This window comes from Thermomicrobiales bacterium, from assembly GCA_041390825.1.
GTDB lineage: Bacteria > Chloroflexota > Chloroflexia > Thermomicrobiales > UBA6265 > JAMLHN01.
This window is the reverse complement of record JAWKPF010000009.1, coordinates 160,049-180,716: the sequence shown is the minus strand read 5'-3', so window position 1 is coordinate 180,716 and position 20,668 is coordinate 160,049. Positions and strand designations below refer to the sequence as shown.

18 protein-coding genes are annotated in these 20,668 nt (G+C 60.7%); 4 read left to right on the top strand and 14 right to left on the bottom strand.

Annotated features, from left to right (window positions below; genetic code table 11):
- Positions 1-125: 125 nt before the first annotated feature.
- Positions 126-1,760 (top strand): thiamine pyrophosphate-binding protein, encoded by a 1,635-nt coding sequence (locus tag R2855_06180; GenBank protein ID MEZ4530602.1) that lies wholly within the window; start codon positions 126-128, stop codon positions 1,758-1,760.
- On the opposite strand, the gene R2855_06175 is transcribed toward R2855_06180, so the two are convergent.
- From R2855_06175 to R2855_06150, 6 genes are all read right to left on the bottom strand, one after another.
- Entirely contained in the window at positions 1,757-3,790 is a 2,034-nt protein-coding gene (locus R2855_06175; GenBank protein ID MEZ4530601.1) for a hypothetical protein, read from the bottom strand. The two genes, R2855_06180 and R2855_06175, sit on opposite strands and share 4 nt — an antisense overlap.
- Positions 3,787-4,104, bottom strand: a complete 318-nt coding sequence (locus tag R2855_06170) for a hypothetical protein (GenBank protein ID MEZ4530600.1) — start codon at positions 4,102-4,104, stop codon at positions 3,787-3,789. The genes R2855_06175 and R2855_06170 overlap by 4 nt, the downstream gene beginning before the upstream one ends.
- 10 nt (positions 4,105-4,114) lie before the next feature.
- Positions 4,115-5,713 carry a glycosyltransferase family 39 protein gene (locus R2855_06165; GenBank protein ID MEZ4530599.1) on the bottom strand — a complete coding sequence of 533 codons (1,599 nt, stop codon included), beginning with the start codon at positions 5,711-5,713 and terminating at the stop codon, positions 4,115-4,117.
- Positions 5,714-5,715: 2 nt separating this feature from the next.
- Positions 5,716-7,209 carry an FAD-dependent oxidoreductase gene (locus tag R2855_06160; GenBank protein ID MEZ4530598.1) on the bottom strand — a complete coding sequence of 498 codons (1,494 nt, stop codon included), beginning with the start codon at positions 7,207-7,209 and terminating at the stop codon, positions 5,716-5,718.
- 182 nt (positions 7,210-7,391) lie between these two features.
- Entirely contained in the window at positions 7,392-7,826 is a 435-nt protein-coding gene (locus tag R2855_06155) for a GtrA family protein (protein MEZ4530597.1), read from the bottom strand.
- Between the two features lie 163 nt (positions 7,827-7,989).
- A complete protein-coding gene (locus R2855_06150) occupies positions 7,990-9,282 on the bottom strand; it encodes a S41 family peptidase (GenBank protein ID MEZ4530596.1) in 1,293 nt (430 codons plus the stop codon).
- 129 nt (positions 9,283-9,411) lie between these two features.
- Here R2855_06150 and R2855_06145 point away from each other — a divergent pair, with 129 nt between their 5' ends.
- The 3 genes from R2855_06145 to R2855_06135 are packed head-to-tail and all read left to right on the top strand — an operon-like array spanning position 9,412 to position 11,075.
- Positions 9,412-10,188, top strand: coding sequence for a VOC family protein (locus tag R2855_06145; GenBank protein ID MEZ4530595.1), 777 nt, complete (start codon positions 9,412-9,414; stop codon positions 10,186-10,188).
- Positions 10,185-10,616 (top strand): Rid family hydrolase, encoded by a 432-nt coding sequence (locus R2855_06140; GenBank protein ID MEZ4530594.1) that lies wholly within the window; start codon positions 10,185-10,187, stop codon positions 10,614-10,616. The genes R2855_06145 and R2855_06140 overlap by 4 nt, the downstream gene beginning before the upstream one ends.
- A 21-nt stretch (positions 10,617-10,637) precedes the next feature.
- Positions 10,638-11,075, top strand: coding sequence for a RidA family protein (locus R2855_06135; protein MEZ4530593.1), 438 nt, complete (start codon positions 10,638-10,640; stop codon positions 11,073-11,075).
- A 61-nt stretch (positions 11,076-11,136) separates the two neighbouring features.
- Here the strand turns inward: R2855_06135 and R2855_06130 are convergent, their stop codons facing one another.
- From R2855_06130 to hslV, 8 genes are all read right to left on the bottom strand, one after another.
- Positions 11,137-12,087: a branched-chain amino acid transaminase gene (locus tag R2855_06130; GenBank protein ID MEZ4530592.1), complete on the bottom strand. Its 951-nt coding sequence runs from the start codon at positions 12,085-12,087 to the stop codon at positions 11,137-11,139.
- A gap of 148 nt (positions 12,088-12,235) precedes the next feature.
- Positions 12,236-13,978, bottom strand: a complete 1,743-nt coding sequence (locus R2855_06125) for a peptide ABC transporter substrate-binding protein (GenBank protein ID MEZ4530591.1) — start codon at positions 13,976-13,978, stop codon at positions 12,236-12,238.
- Between the two features lie 170 nt (positions 13,979-14,148).
- Entirely contained in the window at positions 14,149-15,141 is a 993-nt protein-coding gene (locus R2855_06120) for an ABC transporter ATP-binding protein (GenBank protein MEZ4530590.1), read from the bottom strand.
- Between the two features lie 23 nt (positions 15,142-15,164).
- Positions 15,165-16,238 (bottom strand): ABC transporter ATP-binding protein, encoded by a 1,074-nt coding sequence (locus R2855_06115; protein ID MEZ4530589.1) that lies wholly within the window; start codon positions 16,236-16,238, stop codon positions 15,165-15,167.
- Positions 16,239-16,298: 60 nt separating this feature from the next.
- Positions 16,299-17,321: an ABC transporter permease gene (locus tag R2855_06110; GenBank protein ID MEZ4530588.1), complete on the bottom strand. Its 1,023-nt coding sequence runs from the start codon at positions 17,319-17,321 to the stop codon at positions 16,299-16,301.
- A 19-nt stretch (positions 17,322-17,340) separates the two neighbouring features.
- Entirely contained in the window at positions 17,341-18,279 is a 939-nt protein-coding gene (locus R2855_06105; protein MEZ4530587.1) for an ABC transporter permease, read from the bottom strand.
- A gap of 197 nt (positions 18,280-18,476) precedes the next feature.
- Positions 18,477-19,961, bottom strand: coding sequence for an ATP-dependent protease ATPase subunit HslU (hslU, locus tag R2855_06100; protein ID MEZ4530586.1), 1,485 nt, complete (start codon positions 19,959-19,961; stop codon positions 18,477-18,479).
- Positions 19,961-20,593: an ATP-dependent protease subunit HslV gene (hslV, locus tag R2855_06095; GenBank protein ID MEZ4530585.1), complete on the bottom strand. Its 633-nt coding sequence runs from the start codon at positions 20,591-20,593 to the stop codon at positions 19,961-19,963. The genes hslU and hslV overlap by 1 nt, the downstream gene beginning before the upstream one ends.
- Positions 20,594-20,668: the final 75 nt, after the last annotated feature.

Below are 20,668 nucleotides of genomic sequence, written 5' to 3'. Positions count from 1 at the left end.
ACTCTTGTCGGAAAGCATAGCAACCAATTGCTGCGCTTCCGTAAAATTGGCGGCTGGAGTGATTCCGGTCGGTCGGTCCCGCATCCGGGGTTTTGGCTCGTCCATGGGACCAGGAGAAAGCATTCATGGTAGCGGTTCAGCAGAACCCCTCGACCACCCAGGCCGCCACGGGCGCGCAAATGGTGGTTGCCGCGCTCGAAGCGCACGGCATCGACACGGTTTTTGGTATCCCCGGGGTGCACACCCTCGCGCTCTACGATGCGCTTGGCGAATCCTCACTTCGTCACGTGTTGGCACGGCACGAGCAAGGTGTCGGGTTCATGGCCGATGGCTATGCTCGGGCGACGGGCAAGCCGGGCGTCGCCGTCGTCATTACGGGACCAGGCGTCACGAACATCGCCACGGCGGTTGGGGAGGCGTACACGGACTCGAGCCCGCTGCTGGTCATCTCGTCGAATGTCGAAAGCCCGTACCTCGATGACATGCGCGGCAATCTGCACGATCTGAAGGATCAGATGGCCGTGATGAAGGCGGTCACCAAATGGAATGCGCGCATCACCAACGTCGACGATGTGCCGTCCGTCATGGAGGAAGCACTTGACCGGCTGGAGACAGGTCGCCCGCTGCCGGTGCATGTCGAAATACCGCTCGACGTGCTGGATCGGAGGGCGACCGGAGCAACTGCGCCGCGCGAACCGTTCATCATCGTGCCCGAACCGGACGATGAAAAGATCGAAGTGGCAGCCGCGTTGCTGGCGGATGCCAGGCGCCCGCTGATCTATGCCGGAGGCGGAGCCGTCTCCTCCGGCGCAGCGCCATTCGTTCTCCAGTTGGCGGAACGGCTCAAAGCGCCGGTGCTGACCTCGATCATGGGGAAGGGCGCGATCCCGGAGGATCATCCCCTCTCGCTCGGCGCGCTGTGGTCGGCCGGCAACGTCGTCGATGACTACCTCAAGCAGGCCGACGCAGTGATCGTGATCGGCTCGAAACTGGGCGCTCAGGCGACCCAGATGTTCCAGATGTCATTGCCGGAAACGCTGATTCGCATCGACATCGATCCACGCGAGATGCATCTCAACGCTCAGCCATCCACTCCCCTCCTCGGGGACGCCGCGCTGATCAGCGAACGGCTGGTGACAGCACTTTCGGACACGGTCGAGTTGGCTGGTGTGGACCAGACACGCGAGGTTCAGGCGGTCCGCAAAGCGGCCGAAGCGACAGCGTGGTTCGCGGAGCGGAGGGACTACATCGATGCGCTGCGCCGCGCGATTCCCCGTGACGGAGTGCTCAGCACGGACATGACGATGATGAGTTATGTCGCGTGCGGTGTTTATCCGGTCTACGAGCCACGCACGTTCTTCTTCCCGAGCGGATTTGGCACGCTTGGGTTTGCGGTGCCAGCCGCCATTGGCGCGAAAATCGGTCGCCCCGATGCAGCAGTGGTCGCGGTGGTCGGCGACGGCGGGTTCCAGTACACCATGGGCGACCTCGGTTGCGCGGTACAGGAACGCCTGGGTCTGCCAATCGTGATCTTCAACGATTCGACCTACTCAGCAGTCAAGCACGCGCAGAAGCATGAGCGCGACGGCCGCTACATGGCAGTCGATCTCGTCAATCCGGACTACGTGAAACTCGCGGAGGCGTATGGTATCCCAGGGGTGCGGGCAAACTCCCCCGAAGAGCTCGAGCGCGAGGTGAAGCTCGCGTTCGACCGGGAGTTGCCGACCATCATCGATGTTCCGATCGCGCCCTGGGTCTAGTTCCCGGACGATTCGATCTTCAGGAAACGCTCGACGCGCCGCGGCTGCACGATTGCGACCGCGGCGCTCGCCATTCCAGCCAGCAGCAGGATGCGGCCAAGCCAATCCCAACCGTCCACACCATAGACCAGCTCGACTCTGGTGCCTGGCTCAGACGCGGTGACCGTCATGAATCCGTTTGCGTCTTTCGTGATGTCGGCCGGTCGGCCGTCGACCGTTGCGGTCCAGCGAGGGAACCAGTTGCGTCGAACTTCGAACGTCGTCGACGGTTGCGAAACCGTCGCGGAGTAGCGCTGATTCTCCAGGTCGATCTCGGTCGTCTCGGCGCCGTCGGCCGTAATGACGGGGGTCGGATCGCGCACGAGAAAGACGCTGTAGGTGCCGGAGTCCGAAATCGATTCCAGAGCCGTCGAGCTGCGCGCCGCATCGAGCGCTCGTCCGAAGACGACAACGGCGCCAATCCCCTGGCCAGAGAGAAATTCGGGATCGAGCGTGGTTGCCGGATCGGGATAGACGTGCTCACGTTCAGGGTTGTACTCCCCGGCAAGGTCCTTCTGCCAGTACCAGAGCCAATCGTCGAAATAGAAGGGTCGCTCGCTCCACTCGATCGACCAGAACTGATCGTGCCAGGAGAGAATGCTGCCGAGCACCAGAATGGCGGTTCCCGGCTCGTCTCGTTCGTTGGCCAGTTCGACGGCGTGCTGTTGGTCCAGCATGTAGGAGTCGCCAGTGTTCAGAACCGGATAGAGGGCTCGGTCGCTTTCCGGAACAGGAGAGCTGTCGACAAAGATATACAGCAGGAGCGTGAGCAGAGTCCCCGCAACGAGCCCCAGATTGACGATCGTCAGACGGTACCGCTTGATCAGATCCGCCAGAAGGGCCAGCGTCACATAGACCGCGAGCGCCGCAAGAAAGAACGTGAGGGCACGCTGGAACGGCATGAGCCGCGTGGCTTCGAGCTGTTCGATATGGGGACCAGGCATGAGTCCGCTGAGGAGAATGGTTACTGCGAAATAAGTGATTGTGGTGAACGCAACGAAGCGCCCAGCTCGCAATTCAGGGCGTATGAAGGCAAGCGCCAGTCCGGAGAGCCCGAGCCAAAGGATCGGGCGCGAGACCGCCGTCATCGATGCGTCCCAGTACTCCCTCAGCGAGTCGTATCTCTCGTAGACGACGAAGAAATACAGATCGTTGTACCGAGCCAATGCGATGAGGAGCGGCGCCGCCAGCAGCCCTGCCATGACAACGATTGCCGCCGCGGCCGTGACCTTTCCCCGGAGATGCTCACGCCGATCTGACTCCCAACAGAGCGACGCAATCATCCCAATGGCGATCGCGGCCAACGGAATGAACGACCGCACGTTTGTATAGACTGCGAACGCGGCCACAATCGACGCGCAGGCGCCCCAGCGGATCGAGCGCGCCCGTACCGCGTGAAACGAGATTGGCAGGAACGCAAGCAGCGCGGTCATCGCCAGACTGCTGCTGACGAGTCCCCAGTCGACGAGCTCCCAATAGCCGCCCGACCACCAGAAGCCGCGCACCGAAATGTGGAACACCAGCGCGAGCACGCCGACACCAAGCGGAATGCGGTCCTCCCGTGCCAGCAACAGGTATCCAAGGGCTGGCAGGAGAAAGATCACGATAACGGCGAGCTTGTGGGCTGCCATCATCGGGAGCGCTCCGAGCATCGCCGCCCAGATCAGCACTTCGAATGCGGGCGCCCCGAGCGGGTAGAACTCGACCGGGTAGCCACCCTGATGCGCTGAAACCCAGCGCATCACCTCACCGCTTGCCAGGGAGCGGCGCAACAGCTCGGCCCTTGTGGCGTGAAACGGGTGATCCGCCGCCCCAAAGGTGCGCACAAAGCGTTCGGTCGTGCCGTCCGGAAGCGGAATCTGATTCCAGAGATCGAATGCGCCCAGCCGGTGGAAAACCCAGAGCGCAAGGATCGCAAGAAAAACGAGCCAGAAAGCATCGATCGCGCGTGAACGCCGAAACCGAATCCTCGGACTCGGAATGGAGTTCATCGCTCGATCGCCTCGGGCTCGGGTTCACCATCCTCTGGATCGAGAGCAAACCACAGCAGCGCCAGCACTCCGGCGATTGACGCTCCAATGCAGATCCAGTAGACGGCATCGAGCAGGCGCGCATTGCCGATCTCCGGCAAACCCTCGTAGAAGCGGGACCAGATCTCCGGCACCGATCGCACGATGAAGTAGTAGCTGGTGACAGCCGTGGGCTCGGCCCCCCATCGGAGATATCCGAGCAGCGCGGCGCTCAGGGCGCCCCAGACGAGCACTCTGGCGACAACAGCATGGCGAGTGGCAGACCGTCGATCCATCGGCAGCACGTCAGTTCATCTGGATATGCCAGTACGGGATAACGTACCGCGTGTAGATGATGAGATTCATGAAGACCAGTCCGAAAACAACCAATCCGCTTCCGATAGGCCGAATCGGCCGCGGGATCAGCGTCCGAAGCCCGAGCAGCACGAGAAGTGCGAATGCATTCACGATCGGGAAGAAATAGCGGGCTTGCGTCAGCGAGAACTGGGTGCCGAACTGGATGACGGCAAGATAGGCAGTAACGACCGAAAGCAGGAGAACCCCAACACCGATTGCCTGCGCTCGGTCGGGTGGTTCGAAACCAAGCGGTCCGCTCGCATCGCTCTGGGAGTAGTGCCGCATTGCCGCGAGTAATGCGTAGATACCGAGTCCGACCAGGCCAGCGACAATCGGAAAGGCGATCAACCAGAGAAAGCTGCTATCGAGATGAATCCTGCGCCAACCGAACTCACCCCAGGTCTCCCGCCAACGCATCCAGACAAATCCGCGGTTGAACAAGAGCTCGGTAAAGGTTCCTCCCGGCTTGTTCCAGGGCGATTGCAGCGTGCGGATCTGCTCGAACGCGTCCAGGTTGCCGTAGGTTCGGTAGAACCACACGTACCAGGGAAGCACAAGCACGCCGCCAACACCGGCCGTTACGATTCCTCTTGGGACCCAGCCGCGCCAGTTGCGCCAACCGCACCCGAAGATGATCGCCATCGCGATCGCGGGAATGATGAAGAGCGAATTGCTCTTCGCCAACATGGCCAGACCAAGCGCAGCCCCAACCCACGCGCACGTGACGAAGTCGAACCCGCTCCGCAGACCACGCGCGAGCAGGTAGATCACCAGGCTGACGAACGCGATCCCGGCGATGTCGTTGTTCACCATCGCGCTCTCATACGAGACCTGCGGTTGGAAAGCTACGAACGCCGGCACGGTGATCAACAGGAAACGGTCGTTCGGAAAAAGCTGGCGCGTCGTCAGAAATGCCAGCAAGATGACCGCCAAACCGAACAGAATCGCCATGGCGCGGAGCACATACTGGAGGGACTCGGGTGAAAGCGATTCTCCCGCCTTTGCCACGGGCGCGAGCAGCAGGTAGTAGAGCGGAGGGTGGTTGGCGACGTACTGCGTGCCGGCGGGAAACTGGCCAATGAACCCCCAGCTTGCTGCCCGGAACGGATCGTTCAGCCAGCGGGGATTGTCTGGCTCGCAGGGACTCCAGTCGAGGATGAACTGGCAGTAACGATAGTAGTAGTCAGGGAGGATATCTCCCTGCCAGGCAGCGAACTCGGTATCTGTCAGGCGCTCGAAACTGTCGAGGCAGTCTTTTCCGTCGTTCGTCGGGCAGCGGAAGAGTTCGGGCGGACGCTGCTCGGTTACGACCGTCTGCAGGTAGTTGAAATGCGCAACCTCGTCGTGCCCGCTAAACGGCGGAAAGACGAGGACCGTCAGGATCTGCTTGGCGACGAAAACAATGAAAAGAATGAGCAGGAATCGCCCGACCGTGGTGCTGGCGAACTGGCGCAGGCGCTCGCTCCGGGATGGCGACCCCGACGTGGCTTCGACCGCGTCGGGGTGTTCTCGTGATTCGGGCTGGAAGGGCCGCTCAGCGGCATCCACCGCTAGCTTCCGGCGGCCGCTGGAGTTTTTCGGACTTGCTTGATCTCGTGATATTCCTGGTCGGCATTGACCTGATCGAGATCGTGCCGTTCACCAAGGATGTTCTCGGCAGCCAGCAATCCGGTTTCGATCGAGTGATCGGTGTTGTTGTAACGGAAGGTTCCGTAACGACCGATGATCTGCAAATTCTCGAGACTGTCGATGAATGCCTTGATCTTGTTCAGCGGCTTCTCGTAGCCCATCACGTACGAGGGATAGGCCCGGGGCGCGCGGATAGTGAATCCGCCGATCACTTCGGATCGGTCGATGAACTTGAGGTCGTTCACCAGATGATCGACCGCGTTCTCGACCAGCTCTTCTTCGGTCATCTCCCAGATATGGTCGCCAAAGGAACAGAAGTATTCGATCACCAGCGACGTGAAATCGTCGCCGGGGACCATGTAGGGGCTCCAGTTCTTCGGTTCATGGAAGCGACCAAAGAGGATGCGCTTGTCGTGCACATAGAGCCAGGTATCGGGGGTCACCTGTTTGCGCTTGAGCATCACATTGACGGTGATGATGTTGCGGAACGTGAGCGAATCGGCTGCAGCCAACACGTCGGCCGGCGCGGGAGGATCGACGATCTTGGCGAGCACCGTCAACGGAATGGACGAAATGTAGTTCGTCGCTTCCAGGCGCTCCTCGCCATTCTCGGTTTCGACCGTCACTCCTGTAACGCGGTTTCCGTCACGATGCACCTTGGTGACGCCAGCACCAAGCCGCACCTGGTTGCCCATGGCTTCGATCTTGTCGGTCATGCGTTCGGAAAGGCGTCCGAATCCATACTTCGGGTACATGAACTCATCGATCAGGGAAACGACTGCGCCCTTGGACGGGACGACGGCATCCTTGACCGCCGTGACGATCGACATCCCCTTCGAGCGCTGCGTCACCCAGTCGCCACTCATCTGGTCACACGGTAGACCCCAGACCTTTTCCGAGTAGTTCTTGAAGAAGAGCTTGTAGAGCGTCGGACCGAACTGGTCGATGTAGGCGTCTTCCATCGATTCGACCGGTGTCGGACGCACCTTCTTCTGCGCCCGGGTGCGGCCGTAATCGGCCATTGCCTGAGCAGCTGTCACCGGACCGATGGCTTTGAGCGCGTTGCTGATCTTGAGGGGATAGTCGACGTACTTGCCATCGAAATAGATCCGGCTAATGCGGTTGACCCAGAGCAATTCCTCGCCGATCACTTCCTTGAAGAGATCGTTCAGGCGGTCGTTCTTGGTAAACCAGCGATGCCCACCGATGTCGAACTTGAACTCGCCGTACTCGGTGTCCCGTTTGATGGTGCGGGCAAGACCGCCCACGAATGGCGCCCGCTCGACGACGGTCGCCTTGACGCCGGCTTTCGAAAGCACATATGCCGAGCAGAGTCCGCCGGGACCGGCTCCCATGATCAGGGTGTCGCGCGGCTCGGTCACCTCGCCGCTGTGCCCGTTACTCGAAACTGGCATTCGGTCACATTCCTCCGAAAGGGTACAGGTTGAATCGTCGATGGGGAGACGCATTCGTGCGGCTCAACGCTGCCGGCGCTGGCAGCATGCGTCTTCGACCGTCTCGTTCGAAGAGCAGCACATAAGGGTATACCACCACGGGCCATTCGCACGCATCTGCACGAAAGGTGTATCGGTGTTGGCTACTCCTCGTTTTCTCCCCACGTGAAGTGATTGTTGAGAATGAAGTTCCAAACCGCGGCGGCGCCCGCGCCGAACAAGTTGGCGATCAGATAGTTCATTCCGGTCTCCGCCACCAACGTCTTGAGGATAACCACATTGATCACCAGCCCAATGAGATTGATGGGGAAGTACTTCAGCATCCGATGAACGAGCGGCCCGCTGCCGCGGTCGTGCCACGTCCAATGCTCGTTGAGCATGAACGTAACGATCATCGAAATGAAGATGGCGATGGTCGAGGAGACGACGAGATGTGAGCCGATCCCCTGGTGCAGGAGAAAGAGCATCCCTTGATTCACGCCCAGCCCGACAGCGCCGACGACCAGGAATTTTTGAAAGCGCCGCGCAACGATCCATGCGCGAGCCGCCGGTTGCGGCCAACTTTCGACAGAGAACATTGTGGTCGCTGCCCCCTTGGAAGCAACATCGTGCGGGCCGTTGAGGCTCGGGAATCGGCCAGCGACGTCTGAGCGAATCCGGCGCAAACGATACCATGCAGAACCCAAAGACGCGGGGTGCGCGGGCACCTCCCGATTTTTCCCGGAGGCCACTCCCGGTGACCTACGCGGCCGCTGCGATATCGTCGTGGAGCGTCTCGACCGCTGTCTCGAGCGGGTCGTCCTGCGCGGCGTCGAGCTGGGTGTCGGAAAGCGCCTGACCATCGATGATATCGATGATTCCCAGATCGTCCGCTTGCCGAACCTCGATATCCGGCTCCAGTCCGACCTTCCAGGCCAGATCGCCATCGGGTGTCTTCCAGAAGGATGTACCGAGCGCCAGCGCCGATCCGCCCTGCAGCTCGAACGTCGAAACGACGGTGCCGGTTCCATAGGTCCGTTCGCCGATCACAAGCGCGCGGCCATTGTCTCGCAGCGCGCCGGCAACGATCTCGGCCGCGGAGGCGGAAGCCCGATTCACGAGCACCACCAGCGGCACATCCAGCGCGGCGCCATCGTTGCCAATGGTGGCGATAGGCTCATCCTGTCCACCCCGTTCCTGTTGGAGATAGATCGTCTTTCCCTCGGGCAGGAACTGGCTCGCGACAGTGATTGCTTCGGTGACGTATCCGCCAGGGTTGTTCCGCAGGTCGAGCACTATGCCTGTGACTTCGCCACTGGCAGTTATATCTTGCAACGCCTCTCTGACCGCCTGGCCGGATCCGGACGAAAACTCATGCAGTTGCACGATCGCGAGCCCGTCTGGCAGATACGCCCAGGTCACCGGATCGAGATCGACCCGCCCACGTATCACCGTAATCTCGATCAGCTCCGCGGAGGTCGCCCGATCGACCGTCAGCGTGACCGGCGTTCCCTCCTCGCCGCGCAGATGGAGCGATACCTCGGCATCGGTCATGCCCAAGGTCGGCTGACCGTCGATCTCGACGATGATGTCGCCCGCGCGGATGCCGGCCTTTTCAGCCGGGGAATTCTTGATCGGCGCGACAACGACCGGTTCCCGATTGCGGTATTCGATGCTGATCCCCAGGCCGATGAGTTCTCCCTCGAGTGCGGCGCGAAACACCTTCGCTTCGGCTGGATCGAGGAAGCTCGAATGCCCGGTATCTCCGAGACTGTCGACCATCCCGCGGGCGGCGCCATAGAGGAGCGCTTGATCGTCGATCTTTTCGGGATCGACGAACTCGTCGTGAATGAGATCCCAGACCGTTTGCAGCGTCGAAAAGTCGGGCTGGTCGGCAATCGAGGTCGAAGCGGTGGCCACGCGCATCCCGACAGCCTCGGCGGTCACAATGCCTGCGAGAAACGCGCCGAACACCAGGCAAGCAAGCAAAACCCTGCCGGCCGCGGCGCCTCGAAATCGAGGAGCTGGCTCAGAGTTGGGTGACAATCGATTCATGGCGTTGTTGTTCCTGAATTGGGCATGCCCCATCGTCGGAACGGCTCATCCGCTCCGTTTCGCATGAGTGTACGCTTGGAGCTAGCCGGTGGTTCCGAATCCGGACCGTTTCCTCTACGGAGCGAGCACATGCCCCCTATCAATCCGGATCAGCAGATCGACATCGTTTTTCTCTTGAACGGGACAGAGTATCCACTCACCGCTCGACGCGGCGCCATCATCCATGAGGCGTTCCATGCAGCGTTGCCGACCCAGTTCACTGCAGGGCACCGGCTCGTTTTTCGCAGCGAAGACGGACGCGAGCTCTATCCCGACAACTTCCTCGGCGATTTGGCGGATCATCTTCACATCGACCGGATCGTCACCTTTGCCGAACCGATCCCTGAGGCGGACGGATCCTGGCGCAACATTGGATTCGATCATCTGGCGATTTCTGTCGAGGATCGGCCCGGCGCGCGCGACTTCCTGCGCGATGTCGTTCAGATGCGGGTCATGCGCGACGATCCCCATCTGACAGTGCTCACCACTGGACCCACGACCATCATGCTCTTCGACACAGGTGAAGGCGGACCACTCTCGACCGGCGGAGCCTCACGCTGGCACCACCTCGGCTTTGTCGTCGACGACTTGGCCGCGGCGTACGCGCACCTGCAACGCAACCGGGACCGGCTCATCAGCGATTTCACCATGCTGGAGCGGGACGAGCGTTGGAGCCTCTACTTCTTCTACCGCAACGGCGACGTGACGTTCATGTTCCAGTTCTCCGAGGTCAAGGAGGCCGATCGCGGCATCACCGATCCGGAGCGAGCGCGCTATGCCGACTATCTCTTCGACTATGCCAAACGGCCCTACGGGGTCCAGTGGGAGCTCGAGCTCGCCACAAGCGAAAGCACCGACCGATCATGACAAACGACGGAAACGAGGCTCCACGTCAGTTGATTTCGTTTGGGCCACCCGCGGGAAACTATTCCCCGGCGGTTCGCGTCGGGACGAGTGTCTTTGTCTCCGGCATGATTTCTCTGCTGGACGGACAGGTGATCGGCAAGGACGATGTGCGCGCCCAGACGCAACAAGTGCTCTCCAACATCGAAGCCGCTCTCGAACGCGCGGGGGCGAAGATGAACGATATCGTTCGCTATCGCATCTATCTCACCGACATGGCAGATCTCTCCGCGGTGCGTGAGGAACTCGCGCCGTCCTTTGGCGCCATTCGGCCAGCCGGCACCCTGGTGGCAGTGGCGGGGCTGATTCATCCCGATCTGAAAATCGAAATCGATGTCGACGCAATCATCGGTAGCGGGGTCCCTTCCGAGAGCCAGTCTCGATCGGCATGAGCCCGATACAAAACGTCGCAGCTGGAATGGAGAAACCATGAAACGCCAATTGATCTCGTCCGGGGACCCTGGGAAGCAAAGGGCGGTTATTCACGCGCCGTTCGCGTCGGCGAGCATCTCTACGTGGCGGGAACGACCGCCATGAAGGATGGGAAGTTGGTCGGACCGGGCGATGTCATCGCGCAGACTCGGCAAACAATGTCGACGATCGTGAACGCCCTGCACGAAGCGGGAGCCTCGATCGGCGATGTCGTCCGCTATCGCGTCTACCTGACCAACATCGACGACAGCGCGAAGGTCGTTCCGCTTCTGGGTGAGTACTTTGGTGCTGTCCGCCCTGCCGGCACACTTGTGGCGGTGGCGGCGCTGATCTCACCTGACATGCTCATCGAGATCGAGGTCGACGCAATTTGCGGCACCGCCTCCAACCCGGACGACGAGCCTCATCACCACGCATGACAGAAGAAACGCCGGCTCCAGGAACGGAGCCGGCCGATCTCGGAAACAGAAATCTCTCGAGCTACGCCGGAACGCGGGATGCGTAACCCGCCTGGGTGCGCCAGTGCTCGTAGTTCGATTCGGTGCCGCGCAACGTCGCTTCGAACGCTTGCTCGAGTTGGCGCGTGACCGGTCCGATCTCGCCATTGCCGACCGTGAATCGATCGACGCTGACAATCGGGGAGATTTCCGCGGCGGTGCCGCAAAGGAAGACCTCATCAGCCACATAGAGTTCGGTCCGATCGACCACACGTTCTTCCACTGGCATGCCAAGGACTTCCCGCGCCAGGATGATCAGCGCATCCCGCGTGATGCTCTCGAGAATACCCGAGGTCAAATCTGGAGTAATCAGCTTGCCATCCCGGACGAACATGACGCAGGCGCCAGGAGCTTCCGAGACCTTTCCCTGGGCATTGAGAATGATGGCAGTGTCGTAACCGTCCTGGGCAACTTCCTGACGGGCAATCTGGCCGTTTCGGTAGTTGGAGATGTTCTTGATGCGCGGCGGCATGACGTCTTCCGAAATGCGTCGCCATGAACTGACCTTGGCGTGCATAGCCTTGCCGCTGCCCAGATGCGATGGCATTGGCCGAGTCAGGATCTGCAACGCCGTCTTCACGTCCATGCTGTCATAACGCGTGAAGTAGGTGTCGGCCGTGTAGGCGAGCGGGAAGATGTAGGTGTCCTGCCGGTGCTCGTTCAGGCGGACCAGCTCCGTGATGGCATCGATCAACTCATCGATCGAGTACTCGAGATCGAGGTGCACGAGTTTCATCGATCGCGCCAGGCGTTCGAGATGCTCGCGCAAGCGATAGATATGCAGTTCCTGTTGGTCGTCGTTCCAGTATCCCCGGATTCCTTCGAACACGGCCCCAATACTCGACCAACCCATTTCCGAGACGTGCACCGTGGCCTCGTCCCAGGGAGTGATTGCGCCGTTGTACCAGAGGTAGGTTGGATGATTGGGGGCCATGCTGGTGCTCCTGATAGCTGGCGTCCTTGCCAGATTCGCTCTCGCTCGGCCCGAGGTGGCCGAAACCCGAAGCGTACAGAAAAGAACGCCGGGATGGCGGTTTGCCATCCCGGCGTCTCGATAGCCGTGCTATCTGTGCGATATGCGCCTACTCGGCCGGGCGGGTGTCGGTCGTCACGCTGCGAAGCATGTTGACGTAGATGTTGCCATCCGGCACCTTCTGGCCGTACGAGTTGACAGAGACGTTCTGGACCCATGGCTTGAAGACGTTCTGGTCCAGGCGGAAGACCAGCGGCATGTAGCCAACTTCTTCCTGGATGATCGTCTCGGCCTGAAGATAGACCGCAAGCCGGTCTTCGGGTGTCGGCGCTTCCTTGCCCTGGATGACCAGGTCATCGAAGGCGTCATTCGACCACGCCTGCCGCTTGCCGGACGCCTTGCGGCTGAAGAACATGTCGCCGTAGCCGTTGTCGGGATCCGGATAGTCGTACCACCAGCGGATGAAGACGAGCTGCCACTTGTTCTCGAAGAGCTGCTCGGAGAAGTTCGACTGCGGAACCGGCTGGATCGAAACGTCCATCCCCAGGTTCTGCTTGAGCTGATCGACGATGTCGTTCGCCATGATGTCCGCGTTGTACTGCTCTTCCTCAGCACGCATCCACATGGTGATTTCGGGCCAGTTCTGACCACCCTCGAAATCGGTGCCGACGAGCGAGGCCATGGCCAGCTCAGGATCGTACCCCTGCAGCCCAAGAAGCGACGGATCGTCGAGGAATCCGAAGACGCCCTGCGGCACCATGCAATACGCCGGCGCCACAAGACCGTTGGTCACGGTCACGAGGCGATCGCGGTCGATGGCATGAGACAACGCCTTGAGCACTGCCGGATTGTCGAACGGTGCTTGCCCGTTCGAGGGCAGCATCATCCAGATGCCGGGGAACACGTACGGGTTCATGGTCGGCGCAAGCTCGGGGTCCTCGAGATAGCGCAGGTAATCCGCGCCTGGGAGGATGGCCCAGTCCAGCTGCTGGTCGCCCGAACCGCTCTCGAAGAGCAGCATCTGGTTTGCGCTCGGATAGATCGGGGAGGTGTATGTGTCAATACTGATGTTTTCGGCGTCCCAGAAGCCTTCGTTGCGCTCCATGGTCCACTTGACATCAGGAACCAACTCCACCAGGTTGAACGGACCGTTGGACACCAACGGAACGTTGCCCAGCGCCCATTCGAGTTCACCATGCTCTTCGACGGCCCACTTGGGCGCCGGCCACGCAGCTGCATAGGCGGTCTTCAGGGGGAAACCACCGCGCGGGCCCTCGCAGGTAACTTCCAGGGTCCAGTCATCGATGGCCTTCAGGCCAAGATCGTCGACCGTCACACCGTCTGCGCCGGTGTTCAGCGCCTCGGCATTCTTCACGTCGAAGAAGAAGCTTGCATACGGCGCCGCCGTCTCGGGCAAGAGCTGGCGTCCCCACGAATAGACGTAGTCGTGAGCGGTCACCGGAGATCCATCCGACCAACCTGTATTGTCGGGTCGGATGTGGAACGTCCAGACCGAGGCGTCCTCATTGGACTCCCAGGTCTCGGCCCAACCGGGAGCCGGGTTCAAGTCGGCATCGAACGTCAGCACGCCCTCGAATGCATTCGTGTCACCGTTGCAATACAAGTTGGCGTTGAAGTCGAACGAGGTTGGATTCGAGGTGTAGCCGCGCTGGTAGAACGTCTGGACGACTTCGTCCTGCGCGCTCACGTTCGAAATGCCCTTGGCGGCAAAGGTGGCGACAGCCGCAGCGGCGCCCGCCGCTTTGAGCGCGGCGCGTCGGCTCATCTTGCCGCTCAGCACACTCTCCCGAATTTGGGAAAGCTGCGCATCGAGCTGAGAGTGTTCGGTCATCCGGGAATCCTCCTGAATTTACCCTGCCCGCTGACGGCACACTCGCCGCCAACGAAAATCAGTAAGACCACGCCTATCGTTTCTGACCCTAGGTGGGCGATTCTAGCAAAACTCCGAACCCGTGGACAAAATCCGGTGCATCGACTCGCCACCAACGTGCGTTTCGCAGTCTATGCGTAGTGACACGCCACGAAATGGTTGACCTCCTTTTCTTCGAGCAACGGTTCTTGAACGGAACAGTTTGGTTGCGCAATCGGGCAACGTGGATGAAACCGGCATCCTCGCGGAGGATTCGCCGGGCTCGGAACATCGCCCTGCAGAATGATTCGATCTCGCGTTCGGCCAGGCGCTGCAATCGGAATCGCGGAAATGAGCGCCTTGGTGTAGGGATGTTTCGGGTTTTCGGTAATCGTCCGTGCATCGCCGATTTCCACGAGCTTGCCGAGGTACATGACCCCGATCCGATCGGCAATGTGGGCAACGACTGCCAGGTTGTGCGCGATGAAGAGGTAGGTGAGGTTGTACTGGTCCTGCAGCTGCTTCATCAGGTTGAGCACCTGCGCCTGGATAGACACGTCGAGCGCGGAAACCGGCTCGTCGCAGACCACCAACTCCGGGCTCAAGGCGAGCGCGCGCGCGATGCCGATGCGCTGCCGCTGTCCGCCGGAGAATTCGTGCGGATAGCGATTGGCAAAATACGAATTGAGCCCGACCTCTTTCAGGAGCTCGCGCACCCGATCTTGCCGGTCCTTCTTCGATCCCCAACCGGCGACATTCAACGGTTCGGAGATCACCGACGAGACTGTCATGCGGGGATCGAGTGAAGCCGACGGATCCTGAAAGATCATCTGCAAATAGCGCCGGTGCGGCCGCATCTGCTTGGCGCCCAGTTTGCCGATTTCCTGCCCGCGGAAAACGATCGAGCCAGCGGTCGGTTCATACAGCCGCACAATCGTCTGGCCCAACGTGGTCTTGCCGCAGCCAGATTCACCGACCAGTCCAAGCGTCTCGCCCCGCTTGATGGAGAACGAGACATCGTCGACGGCATGGATCACCAGTGGCCGGCCACGCAAGAACCCGCCGCCAATGTTGAAGTGCTTCTTGACATTGGTGAGCTGGAGAATCAGATCCTGATCGGCGGCTGGAGGATTCTGTTCAGTCACGGTCGATTCCACTTGGTTTGCCGTCATGAAGCCGATACATCCTCGAGCGGACGAGCCGCTTCATTCGACGGACCCGGGAACCAGCACGCAGCGCGCCGATTTTTGCCAACGGTCGACAATGGCGGCGGCTCCGCGCATTTCGCCTGCCTGCGCGAGCAGCGCGGAGCGAAACGACACCCGGTCGGAGGATTGAGCAAATCGGGCGGCAAGCCGCCGATGGGAACCAGCCGGTCTTTGACATGGTCGCCAAGCGTGGGGATCGAAGAGAGCAGGCCGACAGTGTAGGGATGCTGTGGAGCGGAGAAGAGATCGTGCGCGCTCGCTTCCTCGACCACCTTTCCGGCATACATCACACAGACTCGCTGGCAAACCTCCGCCACCACGCCAAGGTCGTGGGTGATCAAAATGATCGCGGTTCCGAAGTCCTTGTTCAGACCCACCATCAGATCGAGAATCTGCGCCTGAATGGTCACATCGAGCGCGGTGGTGGGCTCGTCGGCAATGAGGACTTTCGGATTGCAGGCAAGCGCCATGGCGATCATGACGCGTTGCCGCATTCCCCCCGAGAACTGGTGCGGGTAGGCATGGTAGCGATCTTCCGCACCCGGGATACCAACACGGCGAAGCAAGTCGATAGCACGAGCCTCGGCGTCTTTCTTGCTCAGCCCGAGATGGAGCATCAATGGCTCGCAGAGCTGGTTCCCCACCGTGTAGACAGGGTTCAGCGAGGTCATCGGGTCCTGGAAGATCATGGCGATGTCATTGCCGCGCACTTTGCGCAAGGCGCCATCGTCGAGCTTCACGAGATCCTTTTCGGTGTCCCCCACCCGCAGGATGATCTGACCACCCACGATCTTGCCGGGAGGGCTGGGAATCAACCGCATGATGCTTAGCGACGTTACGCTCTTGCCGCACCCAGATTCGCCCACGATCCCGAGCGTCTCCCCAGCGCCAACGCTGAAGGAAACATCGTCCACCGCCGAGACCACACCGTTTCTCGTAAAGAAGTGGGTCTGGAGATTGCGCACCTCCAGAACCGGAGCGCCACCCGGCTGGGGGGTCGTGGTCGATTGCGATTGCGTCTGGGCTACTGCCATTGGGATCCTGCTTCGCAAAGTGCGACACGGAACGGGGTGCTGGCGTGCGCCAGCGGGTACCTAGTCATTGCCCTTCGGGTCGAGCGCATCACGCAAACCGTCTCCGAGGAAGGTGAATCCGAGCATCACCAATCCGATGGCGATCACCGGGAAGATCAGCATGTGCGGATCGCTAATGATGTCCGCGGGAGTGCTGGCTGCTCCCACCATTTGGCCCCAGGATGCCTGTGGCGGCTGAATTCCGACTCCGACAAAACTGAGCGCCGCCTCGATGAAGATCGCGGTGGGAATGCCAAAGGTCGCTGCCACGATGATGGGAGTAAGACTGTTCGGCAGAAGGTGGCGCATGATGATGTACGGGCCGCTGGCCCCGGCCACTCTGGACGCTTTCACATATTCCTGCTCGCGCAACGTGAGGAACTGCGCGCGGATCAACCGCGCTTCCGTCGTCCATCCGATCAGGCCAATGCCCAGGATGATGTTGATCAGGCTGGCGCCTCGGGCATTGACGAACAGCATCACCAGGAGCACCTGCGGGATCGTGTAGATCACGTCCACGATGCGCATCAGGATCGTGTCCGTCACACCGCCGTAGAAACCGGCGATCGATCCAAATGGCAGCGCAATGCACAGGATCAGGGCATACGAGGCCAATCCCACGATCAGGGAAACACGCGCTCCCCACATGAGGCGGCTGAAGATGTCGCGCCCGTTCTTGTCCAGCCCCATCGGCCAGTTCCAGCTCGGGGCGAAGCGCGTAAGCCGAACGTCGACCACTTCGCTTTGTCCATAGGGAGCGAGAATAGGCGCCAGGAGGGCGATCAGCACGAAAACGGTGACGATGATCAGCCCGATCAACGCGAGCCGGTTGCGAATCAGGCGGCGGAAGGCATCGGCCCAGAGATTCGAATGCGGCCGGGTCCATTCCTCGCCAGACGCGCCAAGCGCTGCGAGCGAACCAGCTTCCGCGGCTTGCTCGGCGGATATCGAATCTGCTGCGCCTAGCGCGGGGTTCACGTCCTGGCCGTCTCCCAGGATGACTGGGGTTGGCGTATCGAAGGAGTGTTCAGAGGCTCGCGACATCGTTTCCCCGGATCGACCGCTAGTACCGGATACGTGGATCGATAAAGGCGTTGATCACGTCCACCAGAATGTTCATGAGCGCCAGGAAGATCCCATAGATGAGCACCACCGCCATGATCATCGGCTGATCCTTGGTCAGCATGCTCTGCACATAGAACTTGCCCATTCCGGGGATGTTGAACACCTGCTCCACGAAGAAGGTTCCGGTGCCAATGGCGGCAAAGATGGGTCCAATGATGGTGATCACGGGGATGAGCGCGTTCTTGAGGACATGCTTGACGATGACTTTGCGCTCTGCCAGACCCTTTGCGCGCGCGGTGCGCACGTAGTCGGAACGGATGACCTCGACCATGCAGCCACGCGTATAGCGGGCGATCGAGGCGAGCGGCGCGGCAGCCAGGGCCAGCGTCGGCAAAATCCAGTCCTGCGGTCGCTCCCAACCTTGCACGGAGAATCCCAGATCCAGCCCGCGTTGCGGTAACCAAACCGCGAACAAGAGCAGGAGCAAGAACCCCATGACGAAGTTCGGCATGCTGTAGAAGAGGATCGCCGAGGTCATCGACATATAGTCGATCGGGCCATTCTGGTTGACGGCCGCAAGCGTGCCAAGCGTGATGCCGACGACTACCGCCACGATCAACGCCATGAATCCGAGCTGCAGCGAAACCGGGAAGGTGCGGCGAATGATGCTGCTAACCTCCTGGCCTCGCCACACATACGAGACGCCGAAGTCGCCCTGAAGCGAGTTCTTGAGGTAGCGGCCGAACTGGACGATCTTCGGGTCGTCCAGCCCATACTGCGCTTCGATGCGCGCGCGTGCTTCGGGGGTGATGCGATCCATGTTGCCCAGCGCGAACGGGCTGCCAGGCGTCAACTGCATGATGACAAAGGTCACGCATGCCATCAGGAACACAGTGGGAACGAGCAAAGCGACGCGGAAGAGAATGTATCGAAGCATGAGATTCGGCTACCCGGTCGTCGACCTGTACCGACTGCTGTTGAGGCAGTCACTCACGAGCTACATCGTTGAACCCGCGCGCGGATGTGAAGAATGGGCGGGAGTGTAGCACCCCGCCCTACCAGCGACAACCGCGCCGCAACACCCGCCTCGCCTGGTCGTGCCACGTGTCCAGTTGTGCCTGCGTTCGTTCGGACTCAGAGGATAAAGTTGCTCAGGTCTTCGTCTTCGGCAATCTCGCCAATCCGCTCAGCGACGAATCCGGCTTCGATCTGGATTCGCTCGCCCGGCTGATCGCTCGCCGAGAAGGAGATGTCCTCCAAAACCTTCTCGAAGATCGTCTGCAAGCGCCGCGCGCCGATATCCTCAGTGCGCCCATTCACGAGCGTGGCCAGACGCGCCATCTCACGCAGCGATTCGTCCGTGAAGACGAGCTCCACCCCTTCAGTGGCCAGCAGAGCCTCGTATTGCCGTGTCAACGCATTGCGCGGCTCTGTGAGGATGCGGTAGAGATCGTCCTCCTCCAGGCTGCTGAGCTCGACACGAATCGGGAACCGCCCTTGCAGTTCGGGAATCAGATCGCTTGGTCGCGAATCGTGAAACGATCCCGCAGCGATGAACAGAATGTGATCGGTCTTGACGGGGCCGTATCTCGTCATGACGACCGATCCTTCGACGATTGGCAGCAAGTCGCGCTGCACACCCTCGCCCGAGACATCTCCGCCGTAGTCATTTCCTGAGGAGATCGTCTTGTCGATCTCGTCGAGGAAGATCACGCCTGACTCCTCGACGCGGATAATCGCGTCATCGATGACCGAACCCGCATCCACCATGCGATACGCCTCCTGTTGGGTCAGGATGCGTTCGGCTTCGCGCACCGAGACCCGCCTCCGGGTGGGACGGCGCGGCATGAGGCTATCGAGAAAATCGCGAAACGTGCCCTGCATGTCATCGAAATCGTCGCCGAACTCGCCGGGATCGAAGTCACCGGCGCCACCGAACTCGTCGTAGTCGATCTCGATTTCCACCGTCTCTTCGTCGAGCTGATGATCTTGCAGGAGGCGAAGCATCCGCTTGCGCTCCCGCTGGGCGCGCCGCTGTTCGGTAAGTGTCCGGCGCGCATCCTGTTCATCTGGGCCCGCGTCGTCGCCCTGGCGCTTGCCGTTTCGGACTGGCTTGCGACGCAACATCTGCTCGGTCACGAGATCGGCCAGACGCTCCTCCGCGAGTTGGCTGGCCTGTTCCTTGACTTCATCCATCCGCTTGTTGTGCTGATTGCTGATCGCGACTTCGACCAGATCGCGCACGATCGATTCGACATCTCTGCCGACGTAGCCCACCTCGGTGAACTTGGTTGCCTCGACCTTGATGAACGGCGCATCGACCATCTTGGCGACTCGACGGGCGATCTCGGTCTTGCCCACACCGGTCGGTCCGATCATCAAGATGTTTCGTGGATGGATCTCCTCACGCAGCTCATCTGGCAAGAGCCGGCGCCGATAGCGATTCCGCAGCGCCACGGCCACCGCGCGTTTGGCATCGTTCTGGCCAATGATGTGCAAATCGAGCTCGCGCACGATTTGGGCGGGAGTCAGGTTTTCGACCAGCGGCTCTTCGGCCCCGTCGCCTCCGGCGCGCCGTGGCGTTTCCATTCGGTCGGCTTGGCGGGCAGCTTCTGCCATTAGCGTTCCGCTCCCTTCTTGCGCCCACGTGACTTCGGCTTCGGCGTTTCTTCGGCGTCGACTGCGTCCGATGCCGGCGGCGCATCGTCCTCAGCAGTCAGTGAGACCGACTCGATGGTGAAGTGATCGTTCGTGAAGATGCAGATATCTGCGGTGATTTCCATGGCGGCTCGCACCAGATCCACCGCATCGAGATCCGAATGCAGCATCAGCGCTTTGGCAGCCGCCGTGGCATAGGGAGCGCCAGATCCAATGGCCACGATGCCGTCATCCGGCTCGATCACATCGCCTTCACCGGAAATCACCAGAATCGACTCAGCATCGGCCACGATGAGTTGCGCCTCGAGCCGCCGCAGGTATCGATCGGTGCGCCACTCCTTGGCCAGCTCAACCGAGGCTCGGCGCACGTTGCCGTCACCAGCTTTGAGCTGGCTCTCGAACTTGCCAAACAGCGTCAACGCGTCAGCCACCGCGCCAGCAAACCCCGCCACGATCCGCCCGTTGTCCATAAGGCGAATCTTTCGCGCGCCGTGTTTGAGCACAACGTCGCCCAGCGTGACTTGCCCGTCACCGGCCATCGCGACGGTGTTCCCTCGTTTGACGCCAAGAATCGTGGTGCCATGGGGCCGCACAGGGGAAGAAGAATCTCGTTCGTAGGTCAACGATCTTTGTCTTTCGATAGGTTTTCGAATGATCAGGAGCCGCTC